The organism is Arthrobacter sp. Bi83 (genome assembly GCF_918698095.1).
Classification (GTDB): domain Bacteria; phylum Actinomycetota; class Actinomycetes; order Actinomycetales; family Micrococcaceae; genus Arthrobacter.
The window spans coordinates 186266-202902 of record NZ_CAKKLY010000001.1; the positions used below are offsets into that span (position 1 = coordinate 186266).

Sequence of the window (16637 nt, forward strand, 5' to 3'; positions counted from 1 at the left end):
CGTACCATGACCAGCGCCAAGAAGGTGGCCGTCGAGCCGGTCAGACGTCGAAGGCGGATCCGAAGGCGGCCAAGGCGGTGTCCCCTGCTTCCAGGCTCTGCCCCCCGAAGGCACCTGCCTCCAGGCCGATGACGCCGGTGTACCCAGCATCTCTAAGGGCCGAGGCGACGGCACGGTAGTTGATCTCCCCCGTACCGGGTTCGAACCGGCCCGGAACGTCTGCAACCTGGATCTCCCCGATCCATGGCCGGGCGGCACGGACCAGTTCGATCAGGTTTCCCTCTCCGATCTGGGCGTGATAGAGATCCAGCATCATCCTCACGTTCGGATGGTCAACCGCCGAGACAAGGGCCATGGTGTCCTTTGCCCGGGCCAGCGGTATGCCGGGGTGGTCCAGAATCGTGTTCAGGTTTTCGAGTGCAAACGTCACGCCATGCTTCTCACCCAGCATGGCCAGACGCTCAAGGGTGCGCAGGCCTGTCAGCCACATCTCGCCGGTAGAACGGTGAAGCGGCCGGACGGCGCGGCCTCCCTCGCCGAGCTCGGCCGGGTGGACCACCATCCGTTCGACACCGAGTTCCAAGGCCGTTGGAATCAGCTTTTCCGCGGAGGCGAGCACTTCCGCGGCCCCGGCGGGGTCGATGAGGCTGCCGCCAAAGTAGCCGCTCATCGACGAAAAGCGGGCCCCGGTGGCTGCAAGGGCCGCAATATGGCGCCCCCGGGTGTCCCAGAGCTCCACTTCGTAGCCCTGCCCCTGGATGCGGCGGACCCTCTCGATCAGCGGCAGCTCACCGTAGACCATTTCGGCACAGACGGCCAAGCGGAAGCTCATGCGTGCTCCCCCACAGAGCGGAGATCCGGCTCGGCTGCCCGCAGCGCGGCGATCGAGGCGACATCCACAGGCAGCCCGGTCCCGGCTGACCGTGCCGCGGCCAGGGCCACCGCCAGGGCGTTGCGGGCATCTGCCCAGCCCGGACCAGGAATTCCCATGGCCTGGACGCCCTCACGCCGCGCCGAAACTGCGTCGGCGAAGCGTCCAACTTCCTCCGTGTAGGCGTCGTGGAAGAGATCCACGTTTAAACGCACCGTGGAACTGCCGGTGCCGGCTGCGGTGTAGCTGGTCGCGCTGGAGGCCCGCAAACCGCCGGCTGTCACCATGCCGGCGGACCCGAACACCTCACCCCTCACGTCGTAGCCGTACAGTGCGTTAAAGTTCGCCTCGGCCACCGCAATGGCACCGTTGCTGTAGGTGACGGTGACGACCGCCGTGTCCAGCAGTCCGCCGGCTTTCGCTTCCGGGGCAACCAGCGCGTCAGCCACCGCGTGGACGCGCACTGGAATGGCGCCCGGATTCAGCCAGTTCAGCGTGTCAAAGTCGTGGATCAGGGTCTCCAAGAAGATCGTGTTGGGCGGGATGCGTTCCGGATTCGCGATCCCTGACGCGGTACCCGGGTCCCGCGTCAGGGACCGCAGCAGCTGGGGTGTCCCCACAACGCCGTCATCTATCAGCTTCCGTGCCGCGGCGAAATCGGCCGCGTAGCGCCGGTTGAAGCCAAACTGCACAATAACGCCGGCGGCCTCGGCCGCCGCCATGGCCTCATCCAGTTCCTCGACAGTGCGGCCGCCGGGCTTTTCGCAGAACACGTCCTTCCCCGCCCGGGCCGCGGCCGCGATCAGACCGGAGTGGAACCGCGCCGGTGCCGCGATGAGCACGGCATCGACGTCCGGGTCATTGATGACATCAGCGGGATCGGCGCTGATTTTCGCAACGCCCAGCCGGCTCGCGAGGGCCTCGACGGCGGGCATGGCCGGATCAGCGATGGCTTCGAGGCGGGCATTGGGAATCCGGCGGGCAACAGACTCGGCGTGGAAGGTTCCGATCCAGCCGGCGCCGATCAGGGCGATTCGGACGGGACGGTCTGCGATGACCGGGTGCTGACGGTAACTCATGGCGACTCCTGGGAGAATCTAGATCGTTCTAGTTCACCCATGGTGGCATGCCGCTGGCTTCCTGTCTAGATCGTTCTATAGACTGCTTCAGAACAAGGAGCAGCATGACGGAACAGCAGCGGCGCCCCACTCTCGTGGACGTGGCCCAGGCAGCAGGTGTGTCACGGGCTTTGGTCTCCATCGTGATGCGCGGTGCCCCCGGCGCCGCGGAGGCCACCAGGCAAAAAGTCCTGCAGGCCGCACGGGAACTTGGCTACAGGCCGGACAGCCGGGCGCGGTTGCTTCGCAGCAGCCGAACCAGATTGCTGGGCCTGAGTTTCTCCAGCTCCCAGCCATTCCACGCTGAAATAGTTGATGCTGCCTACGCGGAGGCCCAAGGTCGCGGTTACGAAATCGCACTCAGCGCGATCGCCAGCGGAAGGCCCGAAACCCGGGCCATTGAGTCGCTCCTGGATTTCGGGTCCGAAGCCCTGGTCATGGTCTCGCCGGCCCTCAGCAACGAGGAACTGGCGCGCTATGCCAGCCAAGTGCCGGTCGTCAGCCTCCTACGCGACGATGTCGGGGACTCCGTCGACTCTGTGAGCAGTGACGACCGCGCAGGCATCAGGTTGGCGGTCGGGCACCTCATCGGACTGGGGCATCGCCACATCGTGCACGTGGACGGAGGGACAGCCGTTTCCGCCGAAAAGCGCAGCGCAGCTTTCCGTGCCGAGATGCAACGCCACGGCCTGGACGCCGTTGTCGTCACTGGTGGCCCGAACGAAGAGGACGGGCTCAGGGCCGCCCGGTGCTTGCTAGACACCTCGCTGGTGCGAGAAGTGCCTACAGCTGTTGTCGCGTTCAACGACAGATCAGCCCTCGGCGTGATTGAAGGCTTCCGTGCAGAGGGTCTGCGGGTTCCCGCTGACGTTTCGGTGCTCGGTTATGACGACAGCCAGCTGGCCCGGCTCAGCTATGTACAGCTCTCATCCGTCAGCCAGGACGCGCCGTTGCTTGCCGCGGCGGCCGTCAACCGGGCCGCCGACCGCGTGGAGGGAGCGGAGGCGCCGGCCCATGTCGTGCGCACCCCGCATCTGGTCGTCCGCAAAACCACCGCCCCTCCCCGGGGCTCCTAGGAGCCCGCCAGCACACCGCCGCTGAGCTTCACCGTCCGGTGGGCGTGCGCCCGCGCAAACGCGAGGTCATGCGTCACCAGTACGACGGCGGCGCCGCGGCCGGCCGCCGCGGAGATGGCGGCGGTGAGCCGCTGCAAACCGTGGGCATCAAGCGCGACCGTCGGTTCGTCGAGGGCCAGCACTGCCGGCTCCCGTGCCAGGACCGTAGCCAGTGCCAGCAGGCGCTGCCCGGAGCCGGAAAGCTCATGGGGATGGACGCCGCCGTCCCCGTCGAGTCCCACGGACGCCAGCGCTGCTTCTGCCCTGGCCTGTGCCCCGTCGCCGAACAGCCGCTCCAGACCGAACGACACCTCACGCTGCACGGTCCGCTCGAACAGCTGGTCATGAGGATGCTGGAACAGCAGCCCGAGCCGCTCGGCCACAATTCCCGTCGGGACTCCCGAGATTGCTTTTCCGTCCACGCGGACCTCCCCGCGCAGCGGCCTGAGCAGCCCGTTGAACAGCCGCAAGAGCGTCGACTTCCCCGCGCCATTCGGACCGGTCACCGCCACGATTTCTCCCGGCCGCACGCTGAGGTCCGCGTTGTCCAGCAGGAGCGATGACCCGGGACCGCCCGCGTGATACCCGAACGACACGCCATCCAGCTCCAGGGCAGGTGCAGCCGCCGGTACCGGGGAGAGCCGGGGCTGTGCCTGCAGTGAGCGCTGCCCGGGCAGCCCGCTGACGACCACGCCGGCATCCGCGAGCGAGTCGCCGGCAAGCAGCCGGTCCGGCCGTCCGGCCGCTGTCACGGCCCCGCCCTTCAGGACGATCCACTGCGACGCCGTGCGGGTCAGTGAGTCGGCGTGCTGGCTCAGCACCACGACAGCTGTGCCGCGCGCCAGCTGGGCTTTGACCAGTCCAGTCAGTGCCCGCGCCCCGGCGTCGTCAAGCGATGCCAGCGGTTCATCAAGAATCAAAATGCCCGGATCAGCAACAATGGCGCAGCCGAGCGCAAGGCGCCGCAGCTCTCCCCCGGACAGGGTTGCCGGGTCCCGCTCCAGCAGCCCGGTGAGACCGGTCCGGTGGGCCGTTTCAGCCACGATCCGCACCATGTCTGCCCGCGCCGTCCCGCGGTTCTCCAGGCCGAAGGCTAGCTCCTCCTCCACCGTGCCGCGGACGGCGGAGAGCATGGCCGCCGCATCCTGGGGCACGTAGCCGACGTGGTCGGCCCAGGCGGCGGCATCGATCCGCGGGTCGTCGTCGGCCCCGGAGTAAACCAGCGGGCGGCTTTCATCCGTATTGTCACCGACGTACAGCTGCAGGGTGCCTTTCAAAGTTCCGTCGCGGCCACCCTCCAGCCACGCACCGAGCAAACGGCCCAGGGTGGATTTTCCGCTGCCGGAACCGCCAAGAACCGCCGTCAGGGATCCCGGGACGGCCTCTACCTGCACTCCGCGCAGGGCCGGAGCGGAGTCGCCGTGGAAGGCGAAGGAGTCAATGGCTGCCTGCAGCGTTGCCCGCGCCGTTTCCTGCCCGCTCATGCCGGACCGCCGGTAAGGTAGGAGGCCGCGATCCGCAGGACCACCGCGACGGCGGCCAGCAGGAGGGCGACAACGCGGAAGCCACGCTGGGCGTGTGAATCGTTGACTTTCCGGTAAGTGGTCCTTGGACCGGGGCGCCCGAATCCCCTGGCATCAAGTGCCTGGGCCCGGGTTCCGGCATCGTGGACCAGGCCCAGCACCAGCGGAATCATTTGCAGCCGCACGGCCCCCAGACGGCTCCGGATGCCTTTGCCCACCACCAGCCCGCGCGCTTCCTGTGCCTGGCGGACCTTCCCGAGCCGCGCGGCAATGATGGGAGCAAGCATCAGTGTGGATGCCAGGACATAGCCGAACTGCGGAGGAAGGCGAAGGGTGGCCAGCGCGGCAACCAGGTCCGGCACCCTGATGCTGAACGAAAACAGCATGAGTACCAGGACGAAGGCGGACGTGCGCAGCCCCATGTCGAGGGCGAACCCCAGCCCTTCTGCCGTGACCCGAGCCGGCCCCCAGTGAACCAGCACTGTGCGGCCCTCGGGGTAAAAGAGTCCGTGCATCACCAGGAGCGAGAGCCAGAACGGCGCCAGGATTGCGGTGCCGGCAAGAAGGACGCGGCGTGCGCAGCCGTTGGCGGCGGAAAGGGCGACAGCACCGGCCGCGACGGTGAGGGAAAACGCCCAGCTGGATGCCGCCGTCGTAATAACCAGTACTGCTGCGGCGGCTGCAAGCAGGGTGAGCGGATTAAGTCGGGGCGCGGCCACCGGGTCAGGAATCCCTTTTGGCCGGGTCCTTGCCTGCGAGAACGTTGAAGCGGCGCACGAACGGGAACTGGAAGGTGGTGCGCCGCGGGAGGGCGTAGACCAGCGTGGCCGCGATGGCGAAGACGATGGCCTTGTCCATGGGGTCCGATATCAGGGCCTGCTTGGTGATGGCGGCGAGCAGAGTGTCGCCCATGGCCCGGAAGGCACTGACGATGGCGCCGGTCCCGGCCCCTGAGGTTCCGCCGAAGACGAAGGCGGCGACGGGCGCGGAGACCACGCCGGCCAGGATTCCAGTGACGAAGCCCGCAACCGGTGCGAGGTAGAAGCGCCGGAACAGCCCGTAGCGGGCGGCGGTGCCGGCGAGGAACCCGATCAGGGCCGCACCCGCGGCGAAGGGCAGGACAGTGGGGTTGATGAAGGACCAGACGATGCTGCTCAGGGCGCCGGTGGCGGCGCCGGCCGCGGGGCCAGCGAGCACGGCAACCAGCACGGTGCCGATGGCATCGAAGTAAAAGGGCAGCCCGCTGGTGCCCATGAGCTGACCCAGAACGATGTTCAGGACCAGTGCCACCGGCATGAGCACAACTGTCGACGTGGGAAGCGTGGGGAGCACACCGGCGATCAGCAGGGCGGCGCCGAGCAGGAAGCCGCCCAGGGCAACGAGGGCGGAGACGCTTCCCAGTCCGCCCGCGATGTCGGCGGGCTGGGTGAGTACGAGGTAGACGAAGGTGGCCGCGATGGCGGCGGCGCCCAAGAGCTCGAGCAGGCGGCGGTTTCGGCCCGCCTGCTGTCCAGGGGTGGGAAGGGTCAGGGACGGCTGTGACATGGTGGATCCTTAGGCTGATGACGGCGGGTCCCGCCCCCGTGGCGTGATCTTCCGCGTACGCAAAAGTTGGCGCCTATGTCACCTTGGCCCGGCTACCATCCTACCGACCGCCGGGCACGGCGTGCTACGCGCAATCCGTGGTGCTACGGGTACACGCGGTGCCCGGATGCCGGGAGGGCGCGCGCCAGGGACCCCACTGACGCAATCAGCTCGTCAAAGCACTGCGCGGGATCGTTCGACGTCACGATGCGGGCGTTGGGCGGCTCATTCCAGAGGCCACGGAAGTCCGCCACCGTGGTGCCGAAAAGCCGGGGTGACTGGGTTTCCACGTGCACGGTTGCCGTCCGGGTCTGGAACGGCGTGCGGCCGATGGCGGCGGCGGCGGCGAAGGCGTCGTGCATGTGGGCGACATATCCCTGGTCATACAGCCGGTGAAATTCCATGTAGAAGCGGATGGCGTCCGCGAGGCAGGCCACGAGCGGATTGTCCGAGGCGCTGCGCTGCCCTTCCGGCTGCTCCGGCAGCACGAGCTCCGGTCCGGCCGCCCCGGCGGCCTCCGCCAGCCTTTGCAGGTGCTCCGGCCGCAGTTCGATCCGCTCCGTGGTCTCGAGGGCGCACACCACCGGCAGTTTGTCCGAGGGAAGGCCGGAGTAGGCGGCGAAGACCTCCTGCGCAGCGTGCGGGTCAACGGACACGTTCCATTCCGCCGTGGGGGTGGTGTTGCCCTGGTAGTTGAAGCATCCGCCCATGATCACCAGGCCCCTGAGCAGCCTGGGGAGTTCCGGCTCGCGGCGCAGTGCCAGCGCGAAGTTGGTCATCGGGCCGGTGATGAGACCTGTGATCTCCCCCGGATGGGCCCGGACTGTCTCTACCCAGACGTCCACGGCATGGCGTTCCGAGATTGCCTGTGCCGGCGGCGGGAGTTCTGCGTAACCGATGCCCTGCGGGCCGTGCGTCTCCTCGGTGGTCACCAGCGGTATCTTCAGCGGCGCCTCGGCCCCGATGGCCACCTCCACGCCGGACCTGCCGCAGAGTTCCAGGAGTGCCAGGTTGTTCAGGGCCACCTGCCGTGCGCCCACGTTTCCTGCGGTGCAGGTGATGGCCTGGATCCTGACCTCCGGGCGGGACAGCAGGTAGACCAGCGCGAGGGCATCGTCGATCCCGGTGTCGACGTCCATCAGGATGGACTGCATCAGAACAGGGCCACCTTGGGGGTCTGCGGGAAGATGGCGTCCAGCTCCGCCAGCTCGGACTCGCTGGGCACCCAGGCGACAGCCTCGGCGTTCTGGCGGACCTGCTCGGGCCTCGTGGCTCCTGCGATGACGCTGCTGACCGACGGCTGCGCTGCGAGCCAGGAGAAGGCCACCTGCACTTCGGTGAGGTCGCGCGCGGCCGCAAAGGCGCTGAACTGCTCCAGCTGCCGCCAGTCCGCGTCGTCCACAAGTTGGGTGCGGGTGTGGCTCAGCCGCGAGCCTTGCGGCGCCTGGTGCGGGGCATACTTACCGGTCAGGAGTCCGTTCGCGAGGGGGAAGTACGGCAGCACCCCGATCCCGTAGGCCTCCGCTGCCGGCGTGACTTCAAGTTCGGCGCGGCGGTCCAGCAGGTTGTAGTGGTTCTGCGCCGAGATGAAGCGGGCACCGCCGCGGGCCCGGGCGACAAATTCGGCCTCGGCGATCTGCCAGCCGGCACGGTTGGAATGGCCGACGTACCGGACCTTGCCGCTGGTCACCAGCTCGTCCAGGGCGTCGAGGGTCTCTTCAATGGGGGTGAGCGGGTCCGGGGTGTGGAACTGGTACAGGTCGATCCAGTCGGTGCCCAGCCGCCGCAGGGAGGACTCCGCGGCGCGGATGATATAGCGCCTGGAACCGCGGGCGCCGTGATCGCTGCCGTTGGCTCCGCGCATGTCCATGCCGAACTTCGTCGCCACCACGGCTTCGTCCCGCCTGCTGCCCAGCGCCTTGCCGAGCATTGTTTCGCTGAGCCCAGGTTCCCGGCCGTACGTGTCCGCGACGTCGAAGAACGTCACCCCCGTGTCCAGGGCGGCATGCACGACGGCGTCAGTCCCCTCTTGTGATTCCGTCACCGTATTGGCCCGGCCAAGGTTGTTGCAGCCAAGTCCCACGACGGAAACGGTCAGTCCGGATTTTCCAAGACGGCGGTATTCGCTCATGGATTCACCCTATAACGGCAGCCAGCGGCGGCCCGTCATTCCAGGTCGAAGCCGGTCAGCCAGGGGCCCGCTCAGCTGGCGGCAAACCCCAGCCCGTGCTCGTCCAGGGCGTCCTGCAGCTGGGCCATGGTTTTGGGGCACATGCCAGGCAGCTCTGTCATCTGCCGCATTCCGAGCTGGGCGAGCTGCTCAAGCGTCTCAACGCCTGAATGGGCCAGCACCCTGCGGGCGGGCGAGGCAATGCCCCGGGGAATCGGTGTTCGGCCTGGCTGGACTGACTTCTTTGTCATGGCGTTCTGCCTTCCATTGAGCTGCGGGCTTTGTTAGAGGGTGAAAGCTGTGGCTTGCTTGGGTGAATGCTTGAGTTTCAGAACTGTCGGATCGCTGAACGGGGCTGCGCCGATGCTCAGCTTGGTGAAGTCCAGGTCCTCACCGCGGATGCAGACCTTGATGGCGCTGACGGCTTTGTTGACATCCGGGCAGAGGCAGAAGATGTTCAGCTTGGAGTCGCTGAATTCGGAGCGTTCGACCGTCCCGAGGCCGCGCCAGGCAAGGTGGCTGATCAGGGCATCCTTGGCCTTTTCTTCGAGGTACCGGTCCCGGCTGGTGCCTTCCCGGGTCTTGAGGGCGTACTGGGCAACTACCCAGAACTGCTTTTCATCCGCAATTTCGGCATAGCCGTCTTCGGCGCACTGCACGGCGAAGGCATCCATCAGGCGCTCTGCTGCCTCGGCGTCCGGAACGTCAGTCTCATCGGTCTTGCTCTGGTGCCCTACGGCCCCGTGGTTCATGACGAACTGGCTGTAGTCCTCGTCGTACCAGGCCTCCCTGAACTGGAGGGCCCCTTCTTCGTCACGCTTGTAAACCCGGATAATCCCGCTCATGCCGCTCTTTTCTGGATCGCCCGCGGTCTGTTGCCGCCGAACGGTGGATGGTGGTGGGCCTTCATGGCCTGAAAACTCGGTGGTGGCCGGTGCGAACGCCGTGCGGAGCCCTTAAAGAATGGGCAGGCTACCGGTACTGGGATGTTCCTGCCCCGGCAGGGGACGTGCGAAAGGCACCTTGGTTCCCAGAACCTGCGCCACGACGTCGTGGGTGATCTTTTGGGCCGTAAGGCCCACCCGTTCAAGGACCTGGCTGCGGGTGCCGTGGTCCAGGAAGTCGACCGGGAGGCCCACCTCGTTCAGGGCGGTGTCCACCCCGGCGGCACGCATCTCCTGGCGGATCCGGGAGCCGACCCCGCCGGCCCGCACACCGTCCTCGATGCAGACGACCAGCCGGTGGTGGGACGCGAGTGCCACGATGGAGCGGCGCACCGGAAGGACCCACCGGGGATCCACCACTGTGGAGCTGATCCCCTGGGCGCCCAGCCGGTTGGAGACATCCAGGGCGAGCTCGGACATGGCGCCGACGCTCACGATCAGGACGTCGTTTTCGGTGGATCCGCTCGGCCGCCGGGCCAGGACGTCAACGCCGTCGCTCAGCCTTTCCAGTGCCTCGACCTCCGCGCCGACGCTTCCCTTGGAGAACCGGACCACGCTGGGCGCGTCCTCGATGGCGACGGCTTCCCGCAGTTCCTCCCGGAGCCGTGAGGCATCGCGTGGCGCCGCCAGGTGGAGCCCGGGGACGATCTGGACCATGGCCATGTCCCACATGCCGTGGTGACTGGCGCCGTCCGGGCCGGTGACGCCCGCGCGGTCCAGGACGATGGTCACGCCGGCTTTGTGCAGGGCTACGTCCATCAGCAGCTGGTCGAACGCGCGGTTCAGGAAGGTCGCGTAGATGGCGACGACGGGGTGGAGTCCGCCGAAGGCCATTCCGGCCGCCGAGGTCAGCGCATGCTGCTCGGCGATTCCGACGTCGATGACGCGATCGGGGTGTCGCGCGGCGAACTTGTGCAGGCCGACCGGGATGAGCATGGCTCCGGTGATGCCGACAATGTCCTGGCGATCGTCCGCAATGTCCGCAATTTCAGTGGCGAAGACAGACGTCCAGGACTGGGCGGCTGCACCCTCCGTGGGTTCGCCGGTCTCCGGATCGATGATGCCCACTGCGTGGAACTGGTCGGCTTCGTGGGCGCGGGCGGGCGCGTAGCCGTGGCCCTTCTCCGTGATGGCATGGACAATCACCGGTCCGGCGTACTGCTTGGCCCTGGCGAGGGCGTGTTCCATGGCCTGCAGGTTGTGGCCGTCCACGGGTCCGATGTACTTCATGCCCAGGTCCTCGAACATGCCCTGGGGCGCCCACCAGTCCTTGATGCCCTTTTTCATGGCGTGCAGGCTGCGGTAGGTCAGCTGCCCCAGCGGGCCGCCGTTCTGGAGCTTGTGCTTCCACCAGTCGAGCGTGCCTTCGTAGGCGGGCGCGGTGCGGAAGGAGTCGATGGTGGGGCGCAGTGAAGCCAGGTAGTCGGCGAACCCGCCCACGGTGGGCGCATAGGAGCGGCCGTTGTCGTTGACCACAATCACCACGCGCCGCCGCTTGTCAGCCGCGATGTTGTTGATGGCTTCCCATGCCATGCCGCCGGTCAGGGCGCCGTCGCCCACCACCGCCACGACGTAGCGGTCGCCGTCGCCGGTCAGCTGGCGGGCGCGGGAGATTCCGTCGGCCCAGGACAGCGAGGAGGAAGCGTGCGAGCTTTCCACGATGTCGTGCTCGGACTCGGCCCGGGCCGGGTATCCGGACATGCCGCCCTGCTGCCGCAGGGTACTGAAGTCCTGGCGCCCGGTCAGGAGTTTGTGGACATATGACTGGTGCCCGGTGTCAAAAACGATGCTGTCGCGGGGCGAGTCGAAGATGCGGTGCACGGCCATGGTGAGTTCCACGACGCCAAGGTTGGGTCCGAGGTGTCCACCGGTCTGCGAGACGTTGCTGATCAGGAATTTCCGGATGTCGCCAGCCAGCTGGTCCAGCTGAGCTGCCGACAATTTGCTCAGGTCCTGCGGGTTCCGGATGGTCTCCAAGATTCCCAACGGCCCCTCCCTTCGGTGGTAGACGTGCCTTTTAACTCTAACGCCTCCGGCAAAGCAGCCGCGCAGGTCATCTTTCGGTCAGAGGCAGGCGGCTGTCATGCGAAGGACAAACGAAAGGCTCCGGCCGGTCCAGGACCGGCCGGAGCCATCAACGTTCCAGATTCCCCGGGAGGCGCGGCCTCCCGGGGACTATCCGCTAGTTCGCGGAGATCTGGCGCAGCACGTACTGCAACATGCTTCACCAACTTTTGAACCCATATAAAATGTCAGATTTCCTTGCCAGTGAATGTTAAAACAGGAGGTGGATCTCCTTGGGAGCAGCGATTTCGCTGGTCAATGGCGTCTTCGTGCTATCCAATGATGGAACGGGCGCGAACATAAAGCCTATCGTCCGGGTCGTGTGTGGACGGGCGATCAGGTCCCGCGGAGCCCATCCGCTAGGAGATCAACCGACGAGGCCCCGTAAGTCGCGGCACCTTCGATGACCCAGAAGGTGTCGGCATCCGCGCCGGTACGGCGGGCGACCCAGTCAACGGCCCGGTTGATTCCGCCCGCGTTGGTGGGAAATTCCCGGGTTTCAAGTAGTTCGCCGCTGGTGGAGGATTGCGTAGACATGGTTGCGGGCATGTGTGTCGACACCTACGACAAATGGGTGGGCATGAGCGACGATGGACATGGCGGTCACGGCACCTTTCCGAAGAGCGATGGACATGGGTCAACGGCCGTCATCAGTCCGGGTAGGAGTCACGTCGGGACAGCACTGTGATGGGTCATGCCCCGCCATGGGGTGGACAATCTTCTGATCAAGCTACCGAGGTGGGCCGGAATGGTACGGCCACCCACCCCAAAAGATGGACAAGTCCACAACAAGACAATCAAATGTCAATGATTGTATGAGTCACATCTTCGGGGGCCGGGCGGCCAATAGCCATCCTGCCAGCCAGTCCCGGACCAGCCATGATCAAGACTCACAGTGATTGTACTGGTCGATGAAGTCCTGGTCCGTCAGGTCGCCATCGACGGTCACCGGCTTCAGGTAGCCAGGGCCTGGGCCGCCGGAACAGCGGAAGCCGCAGCCCAAGCTTGGGGCCGAGAACGCGCGGCCGCATCGGCTGAGTTGTCGGGCCCACTGTGCGGTGACCGCCTCCGGCAGCGTCGCAGCCCTGTACGCACTTCATCGGCGCGGCCCTGAGCCTGGGTCTGGCTGACTTTGACGCAGCGATGCTGAAGGACGCCCGCCGCGGCGCCTGACACAGGCTGTCGCCGCGTGGCTCTGTGAGATGACAGACTTCGACGGCGTCACTTTTGCCTCCCGCCACGGCGCCGATCTCCACCTCTGGGCCGTGTTTGAGCGTCCGGGCGATCCTCCAATCACACCGAACATCCAGGATGTGATGATCGATAAGCTGCAACACGACAGTCCTGAAATCAGCAAGGCCTTCCGTCTCCTCGGACTCCAATGGGAGAACGGCTGAAGCTCTTTCGAACCAGCTGAACCGGGGCGAGCCGCCCCGCTGACCGATTCTTCCCAGCCGGGGCTGCTGCACCCACGCTCGCAGTAGCCACTTCGGTGTCAGCGTTCAACGGAAGAACCGCCATCGGTACCTGGTTAGGCGCATCCGCGCTCGAATCGACGCTGGGGGTTATCGCCCGCTGACCGTCGCCATCGTCATGGCCGTGCTCCGTCTCCTGGCGCTCCTGGCGCTCCTGGCGCTCCTGGCGCTCCTGGCGCTCCTGACCATGGCCCTCATGCGGGCAACCAACGAAGCGAAGACAGGCACCAGCCACTAACCGTCCTGTCCACCTGTCGTTCCCCGTACACCGTTGCGATTGGTGAGAACCGCCGATTGGTTTCCGGAAGCCGGCCGTGCCCACGACGACGTCTAACAGGGGAAGCCACCGCATATGTCTCGTAAGCCTCGGCCTGCGAGATACGTCGGCCCAGCGTCAGTCCTCGGAGGCCGGATGGAGTAGTTCGAGAGCGAATAATCACTTTTGCCAGTAGGCGCGTGGATGAGGGCTTACTGCAGGGAAACTTCGAAGAGAAAAGCTGACGGTTTCCAGCCGGCCAGCTTCCTGAGAACTACCTAGAGCGGCTGGATGTTCTCCGCCTGCGGACCCTTAGGGCCCTGCGTGACGTCGAACTGAACCTTTTGGTTCTCGTCCAGGGAGCGGTAACCGCTGGATGCGATTGCTGAAAAGTGTGCAAACACGTCAGCGCTTCCGTCGTCGGGGGCGATGAATCCGAAGCCCTTTTCGGCGTTGAACCACTTGACCGTACCTGTTGCCATGCTTATTTCCTTCACGGGTCGCGGGCCGGATCCGCTTGTCGGATTGCCGTCCCCGCCACTCACACGTTGAGCCTATGTGTCACTACCGGTGCGGGCAACAGATTGGTCAAAAAGCGGAACCTGGATGAAGCGTCAACTGCCCACGGAGCCGGCTGCTCCGGCGGTTCTGGGCCGACGGCCGTCAACGATGAGCCTCCTCTCGACACTGCGCTTCCGGTGGTCGACCCCGTAAACCCTCGCGCAAGCTTTACCGCCGCTCCCCCGCGGATTTTGACGGGCCGATAGTGGACGTTACGTCAAGTAATCCATAGTTAGCTATCGGTTTGTTGTTGGGTGTGCCCGGTGACGAACTGGTGCCGGTGTCGCACTTCACCGCCACGAGGGCGATAACTATAGAAGCGGATCCTGAGTTGGTTTGGCCTTGGCTGGTGCAGGTCGGCTTCAAAAGGGCAGGATTCTATGCATACGACCTGCTTGACTCGCTTGGAGAGCCGAGCGCCGAAACGGTCCTGCCGGAGTGGCAGGACCCCCGCCTTGGAGACGTTGCAGCCCCAATGACCAGCGAGGCCGCTCCCTCGACCTCTTTCACAGTAGCCTCGCTTCACAGGCCTGATTCCATCGTCTGGTCAAAGCCCGATTCCACGTGGGCCTGGCAATTGACCAAACTCCCCAACGGCGGGACCCGGCTCGTAACGCGACTCAAGCAGTGTTATCGCCCCGGCCCCTCCCTGATCCTCACCGTGCCCCTCTTGGAGTTCGGGGACTTCCCGATGACGAGGAAAATGCTCCTGGGAATCAAGGCGCGGGCTGAGGCAACGGCATCTGCTTCGACGCAAGGTAACGCCAAATAGTCGAGGCGCCGCTGCTGACCGTCTGGCACGACGCGCCACTGCCGGTGCGTTAGGTCTTTTCCACTGCGCGGAGATAAAAGGAAGGAGTGGAGGGCAAGGAATTGACGAACACATCGAAAGGAGGAACCAACAAGGCTTCCAACGCTTTCGGGCCGGAATACCCTAAAGCAACTGCCTCCGGCTGTGTTCCTCTTGACGGCATGGGAAAAACTCAGATGGCCCTTCGGGCAGTTAAAGTCTTTCATACTCTCGCCTGGTTTAGCATCGAGGCCTGCATGGTCTATCTGCTCTATGCGGGGTTCCGTGGGAAGACCGACAGGCGAGCGGCAACTGCTGCTGCAGTTGTGGCTGGGGAGACACTGATCTTTGTGGGCAATGGCTTTCCATTGCCCCCTAACCCCCTTGGCCCAACGCCTGGGCGACCCAACAGGATCCGTCACAGACATCTACCTGCCGCGCTGGTTCGCGCACAACCTGCCGGCCATCCATGTTCCTTTAATCGTCCTTGCTATAGCCCTACACAGACGGAATTTCAGGAAGCAGCGACGCAACCCAAGCGATTCCCAGGCAGCTAGAAGCGTGCGAAACCGGCGGGACCCAGCTGACAGACAAAACGGGCGCGCCGGTTTAGGGCCTTCCCTCATCCCTAAGGTGCCGAAGACCTCTGATTTGGAGCCCCCTCACCGATATCGCCGACAAATTGATCCTGCTTTGGGCCTGTTCCGGCTGAGGTCAGCCAGGACCCAGATTAAGCGGCCCGGCCCATGACCTGAGGCCTCGCAAGAGAGTGCGAGTGCTGGCTCCGTAGTCCGCCTCGGAGGCTCTCCACCTACAGGGATGTAGCTGCAAGGGGTCATTTGACCCTAGGCCAGCCTCCGGCCCCCTGCGAGGCTGAAATCACTAATCACCCAATAGGCACGGAAGGTTTGACGATGTTCACGCTTCGCACCCTCGGGGGGATCGCACTGCTATTGGCCGGAAGCAGCTGGCTCTGGCTTACTCCCACTTTCGCTACTCGCGGCCAGGACACCTCCGGGGCCTTGTGGAACATCACTATGGTTCTTTCGCTGGTAACCATCCTGGGTTTCTGCATCGCAACCTGGGGCTTGTTCGCCCGATGGAGCTGGTGGGAATATGCTGCGCTCATCTCCGCGGCGCTGGGACTTCTCGTCCTCTTGCCGTACTGGTTTGCGGCCGTAGGCTCCGGCGAAACAATCGGAACGACCGCATGGAATGCTTTCGTGCACGTGATGATGGTCGCTCTCGTGGCGGCGCTGTTGCTCGTGCCGCCGCTAGAGCGGTGGGTCGACCAACAGGTCATGGGCTAAGAGACATACGCAATCAGCGCGGCCCGCTGGTTCCAACCGTTCTTCCAAACCAGTGACCCTCTCCGCACCGTGGTTCGAGGGTTGGAAGGGATCAGCAGTAAGTCCCCATTCAAGCGGGAGAGCAGAAAAACCCCAAGCCGTTAGCTACTCTTTTCGACCGGCCGGTACTTGTCACCAAAGGCGACCAGGGAGCTCTGGAGCAGCGTCATGCTGCCCAGTATGTCCACTGGCCGGGAACGGGAGCTGGCCGGACCGGGCAGCGGGCTGACCATCCACGCAGCGAACACGTTATGAGGAATCTTCAGGCTCATCGCCTGGTCAAAGAGCCGCAGAACGGGCTCGTGAAAGAGCCCGTCTTTGAGCTGGAATCCCGGGCAGAATGTGCCCTCCCCGATGAACACCCCGACTGCACGGCGCATAGCCTCAGGATCGCCTACAGCCTGGAAGTGCGCCTCCAACTGGGATACAGGCGGCAGGGTAAATTCTTCACGGATGCCGTCCCAGATATGCTCCGGGACGGCCGGCCAGAACCGCTCAGCCAACACACTCGACGCAGTAGCCATGGCCGTCCTTCTCGCGCGCCTTCTGCGAACGGTGGCGGACCAGGAAGCAGGACCAACAGGTGAACTCATCGTCAGCCTGCGGGATGATCTGAACGACCAGCTCTTCGGCAATGAACTCGCCACCAGGGGTTAGGCCGTCCAGGGTGTCAGCCTCGTCGAGCTCCTGAACCACGGACTTCGCGTCCGGGGCTTTGGCGGACTTCAGGGCCTCCAGCGAGCTTTCCTGGGACTCCTTGACGTCGGTGCGCAGTTCATCGTAATCGGTTGCCACGGAGGTGCATCTCTTTCTGTTG

General features: G+C 65.2%; 17 protein-coding genes and 1 pseudogene. 4 read left to right on the plus strand and 14 right to left on the minus strand.

Annotation, left to right across the window (positions count from 1 at the left end; genetic code table 11):
- Nucleotides 1-40 precede the first annotated feature (40 nt).
- Both LQ144_RS00900 and LQ144_RS00905 read right to left on the minus strand, forming a co-directional pair.
- Nucleotides 41-832 (minus strand): TIM barrel protein, encoded by a 792-nt coding sequence (locus LQ144_RS00900; RefSeq protein ID WP_230116682.1) that lies wholly within the window; start codon nt 830-832, stop codon nt 41-43.
- Nucleotides 829-1950 (minus strand): Gfo/Idh/MocA family oxidoreductase, encoded by a 1122-nt coding sequence (locus LQ144_RS00905; RefSeq protein ID WP_230116683.1) that lies wholly within the window; start codon nt 1948-1950, stop codon nt 829-831. Before LQ144_RS00905 ends, LQ144_RS00900 begins: the two co-directional genes overlap by 4 nt.
- A 104-nt stretch (nt 1951-2054) precedes the next feature.
- Here LQ144_RS00905 and LQ144_RS00910 point away from each other — a divergent pair, with 104 nt between their 5' ends.
- The gene (locus LQ144_RS00910; RefSeq protein ID WP_230116684.1) at nt 2055-3065 is read left to right on the plus strand and encodes a LacI family DNA-binding transcriptional regulator; all 1011 of its coding nucleotides are present in this window, start codon (nt 2055-2057) and stop codon (nt 3063-3065) included.
- Here the strand turns inward: LQ144_RS00910 and LQ144_RS00915 are convergent.
- From LQ144_RS00915 to LQ144_RS00955, 9 genes and pseudogenes are all read right to left on the minus strand, one after another.
- Complete coding sequence (locus LQ144_RS00915) at nt 3062-4588, minus strand: ABC transporter ATP-binding protein (RefSeq protein WP_230116685.1); 1527 nt, start codon at nt 4586-4588, stop codon at nt 3062-3064. The two genes, LQ144_RS00910 and LQ144_RS00915, sit on opposite strands and share 4 nt — an antisense overlap.
- The gene (locus LQ144_RS00920) at nt 4585-5346 is read right to left on the minus strand and encodes an energy-coupling factor transporter transmembrane component T (RefSeq protein WP_230116686.1); all 762 of its coding nucleotides are present in this window, start codon (nt 5344-5346) and stop codon (nt 4585-4587) included. The genes LQ144_RS00915 and LQ144_RS00920 overlap by 4 nt, the downstream gene beginning before the upstream one ends.
- A gap of 4 nt (nt 5347-5350) precedes the next feature.
- A complete protein-coding gene (locus LQ144_RS00925) occupies nt 5351-6172 on the minus strand; it encodes an ECF transporter S component (protein WP_230116687.1) in 822 nt (273 codons plus the stop codon).
- A 143-nt stretch (nt 6173-6315) separates the two neighbouring features.
- The gene (locus tag LQ144_RS00930; RefSeq protein WP_230116688.1) at nt 6316-7365 is read right to left on the minus strand and encodes a nucleoside hydrolase; all 1050 of its coding nucleotides are present in this window, start codon (nt 7363-7365) and stop codon (nt 6316-6318) included.
- Nucleotides 7365-8342 carry an aldo/keto reductase gene (locus LQ144_RS00935; protein WP_230116689.1) on the minus strand — a complete coding sequence of 326 codons (978 nt, stop codon included), beginning with the start codon at nt 8340-8342 and terminating at the stop codon, nt 7365-7367. Before LQ144_RS00935 ends, LQ144_RS00930 begins: the two co-directional genes overlap by 1 nt.
- A 71-nt stretch (nt 8343-8413) precedes the next feature.
- The gene (locus LQ144_RS00940) at nt 8414-8632 is read right to left on the minus strand and encodes a hypothetical protein (protein WP_230116690.1); all 219 of its coding nucleotides are present in this window, start codon (nt 8630-8632) and stop codon (nt 8414-8416) included.
- Nucleotides 8633-8665: 33 nt separating this feature from the next.
- Complete coding sequence (locus LQ144_RS00945) at nt 8666-9226, minus strand: hypothetical protein (RefSeq protein WP_230116691.1); 561 nt, start codon at nt 9224-9226, stop codon at nt 8666-8668.
- A gap of 111 nt (nt 9227-9337) precedes the next feature.
- Nucleotides 9338-11311: a 1-deoxy-D-xylulose-5-phosphate synthase gene (gene dxs / locus LQ144_RS00950; RefSeq protein ID WP_230116692.1), complete on the minus strand. Its 1974-nt coding sequence runs from the start codon at nt 11309-11311 to the stop codon at nt 9338-9340.
- Between the two features lie 456 nt (nt 11312-11767).
- Nucleotides 11768-11996: pseudogene (locus LQ144_RS00955) on the minus strand (IS110 family transposase); the annotation flags it as partial.
- Nucleotides 11997-12591: 595 nt separating this feature from the next.
- On the opposite strand from LQ144_RS00955, the gene LQ144_RS00960 reads away from it, so the two are divergent.
- The gene (locus tag LQ144_RS00960; RefSeq protein ID WP_230116693.1) at nt 12592-12786 is read left to right on the plus strand and encodes a hypothetical protein; all 195 of its coding nucleotides are present in this window, start codon (nt 12592-12594) and stop codon (nt 12784-12786) included.
- A 612-nt stretch (nt 12787-13398) separates the two neighbouring features.
- Here the strand turns inward: LQ144_RS00960 and LQ144_RS00965 are convergent.
- On the minus strand, nt 13399-13602 hold the full coding sequence (locus LQ144_RS00965) for a cold-shock protein (protein WP_104046164.1): 204 nt from the start codon (nt 13600-13602) through the stop codon (nt 13399-13401).
- 335 nt (nt 13603-13937) lie between these two features.
- Between LQ144_RS00965 and LQ144_RS00970 the strand changes: the two genes are divergently transcribed.
- Both LQ144_RS00970 and LQ144_RS00975 read left to right on the plus strand, forming a co-directional pair.
- A complete protein-coding gene (locus LQ144_RS00970; protein ID WP_230116694.1) occupies nt 13938-14453 on the plus strand; it encodes a hypothetical protein in 516 nt (171 codons plus the stop codon).
- A gap of 932 nt (nt 14454-15385) precedes the next feature.
- Nucleotides 15386-15781 (plus strand): hypothetical protein, encoded by a 396-nt coding sequence (locus LQ144_RS00975; protein WP_230116695.1) that lies wholly within the window; start codon nt 15386-15388, stop codon nt 15779-15781.
- 140 nt (nt 15782-15921) lie between these two features.
- Here the strand turns inward: LQ144_RS00975 and LQ144_RS00980 are convergent, their stop codons facing one another.
- The gene (locus LQ144_RS00980) at nt 15922-16344 is read right to left on the minus strand and encodes a hypothetical protein (protein WP_230116696.1); all 423 of its coding nucleotides are present in this window, start codon (nt 16342-16344) and stop codon (nt 15922-15924) included.
- Nucleotides 16316-16615: a DUF4193 domain-containing protein gene (locus LQ144_RS00985; RefSeq protein WP_230116697.1), complete on the minus strand. Its 300-nt coding sequence runs from the start codon at nt 16613-16615 to the stop codon at nt 16316-16318. Before LQ144_RS00985 ends, LQ144_RS00980 begins: the two co-directional genes overlap by 29 nt.
- Nucleotides 16616-16637: the final 22 nt, after the last annotated feature.

What these genes read in the sequence shown, in the direction of transcription:
- LQ144_RS00945 (WP_230116691.1), bottom strand. Translation starts at nt 9,226, where the DNA reads ATGAGCGGGATTATCCGGGTTTACAAGCGTGACGAAGAAGGGGCCCTC.
- LQ144_RS00960 (WP_230116693.1), top strand. Translation starts at nt 12,592, where the DNA reads ATGACAGACTTCGACGGCGTCACTTTTGCCTCCCGCCACGGCGCCGAT.
- LQ144_RS00980 (WP_230116696.1), bottom strand. Translation starts at nt 16,344, where the DNA reads ATGGCTACTGCGTCGAGTGTGTTGGCTGAGCGGTTCTGGCCGGCCGTC.
- LQ144_RS00900 (WP_230116682.1), bottom strand. Translation starts at nt 832, where the DNA reads ATGAGCTTCCGCTTGGCCGTCTGTGCCGAAATGGTCTACGGTGAGCTG.
- LQ144_RS00930 (WP_230116688.1), bottom strand. Translation starts at nt 7,365, where the DNA reads ATGCAGTCCATCCTGATGGACGTCGACACCGGGATCGACGATGCCCTC.
- LQ144_RS00975 (WP_230116695.1), top strand. Translation starts at nt 15,386, where the DNA reads ATGTTCACGCTTCGCACCCTCGGGGGGATCGCACTGCTATTGGCCGGA.
- LQ144_RS00910 (WP_230116684.1), top strand. Translation starts at nt 2,055, where the DNA reads ATGACGGAACAGCAGCGGCGCCCCACTCTCGTGGACGTGGCCCAGGCA.
- LQ144_RS00915 (WP_230116685.1), bottom strand. Translation starts at nt 4,588, where the DNA reads ATGAGCGGGCAGGAAACGGCGCGGGCAACGCTGCAGGCAGCCATTGAC.
- LQ144_RS00935 (WP_230116689.1), bottom strand. Translation starts at nt 8,342, where the DNA reads ATGAGCGAATACCGCCGTCTTGGAAAATCCGGACTGACCGTTTCCGTC.
- LQ144_RS00940 (WP_230116690.1), bottom strand. Translation starts at nt 8,632, where the DNA reads ATGACAAAGAAGTCAGTCCAGCCAGGCCGAACACCGATTCCCCGGGGC.
- LQ144_RS00965 (WP_104046164.1), bottom strand. Translation starts at nt 13,602, where the DNA reads ATGGCAACAGGTACGGTCAAGTGGTTCAACGCCGAAAAGGGCTTCGGA.
- LQ144_RS00905 (WP_230116683.1), bottom strand. Translation starts at nt 1,950, where the DNA reads ATGAGTTACCGTCAGCACCCGGTCATCGCAGACCGTCCCGTCCGAATC.
- LQ144_RS00925 (WP_230116687.1), bottom strand. Translation starts at nt 6,172, where the DNA reads ATGTCACAGCCGTCCCTGACCCTTCCCACCCCTGGACAGCAGGCGGGC.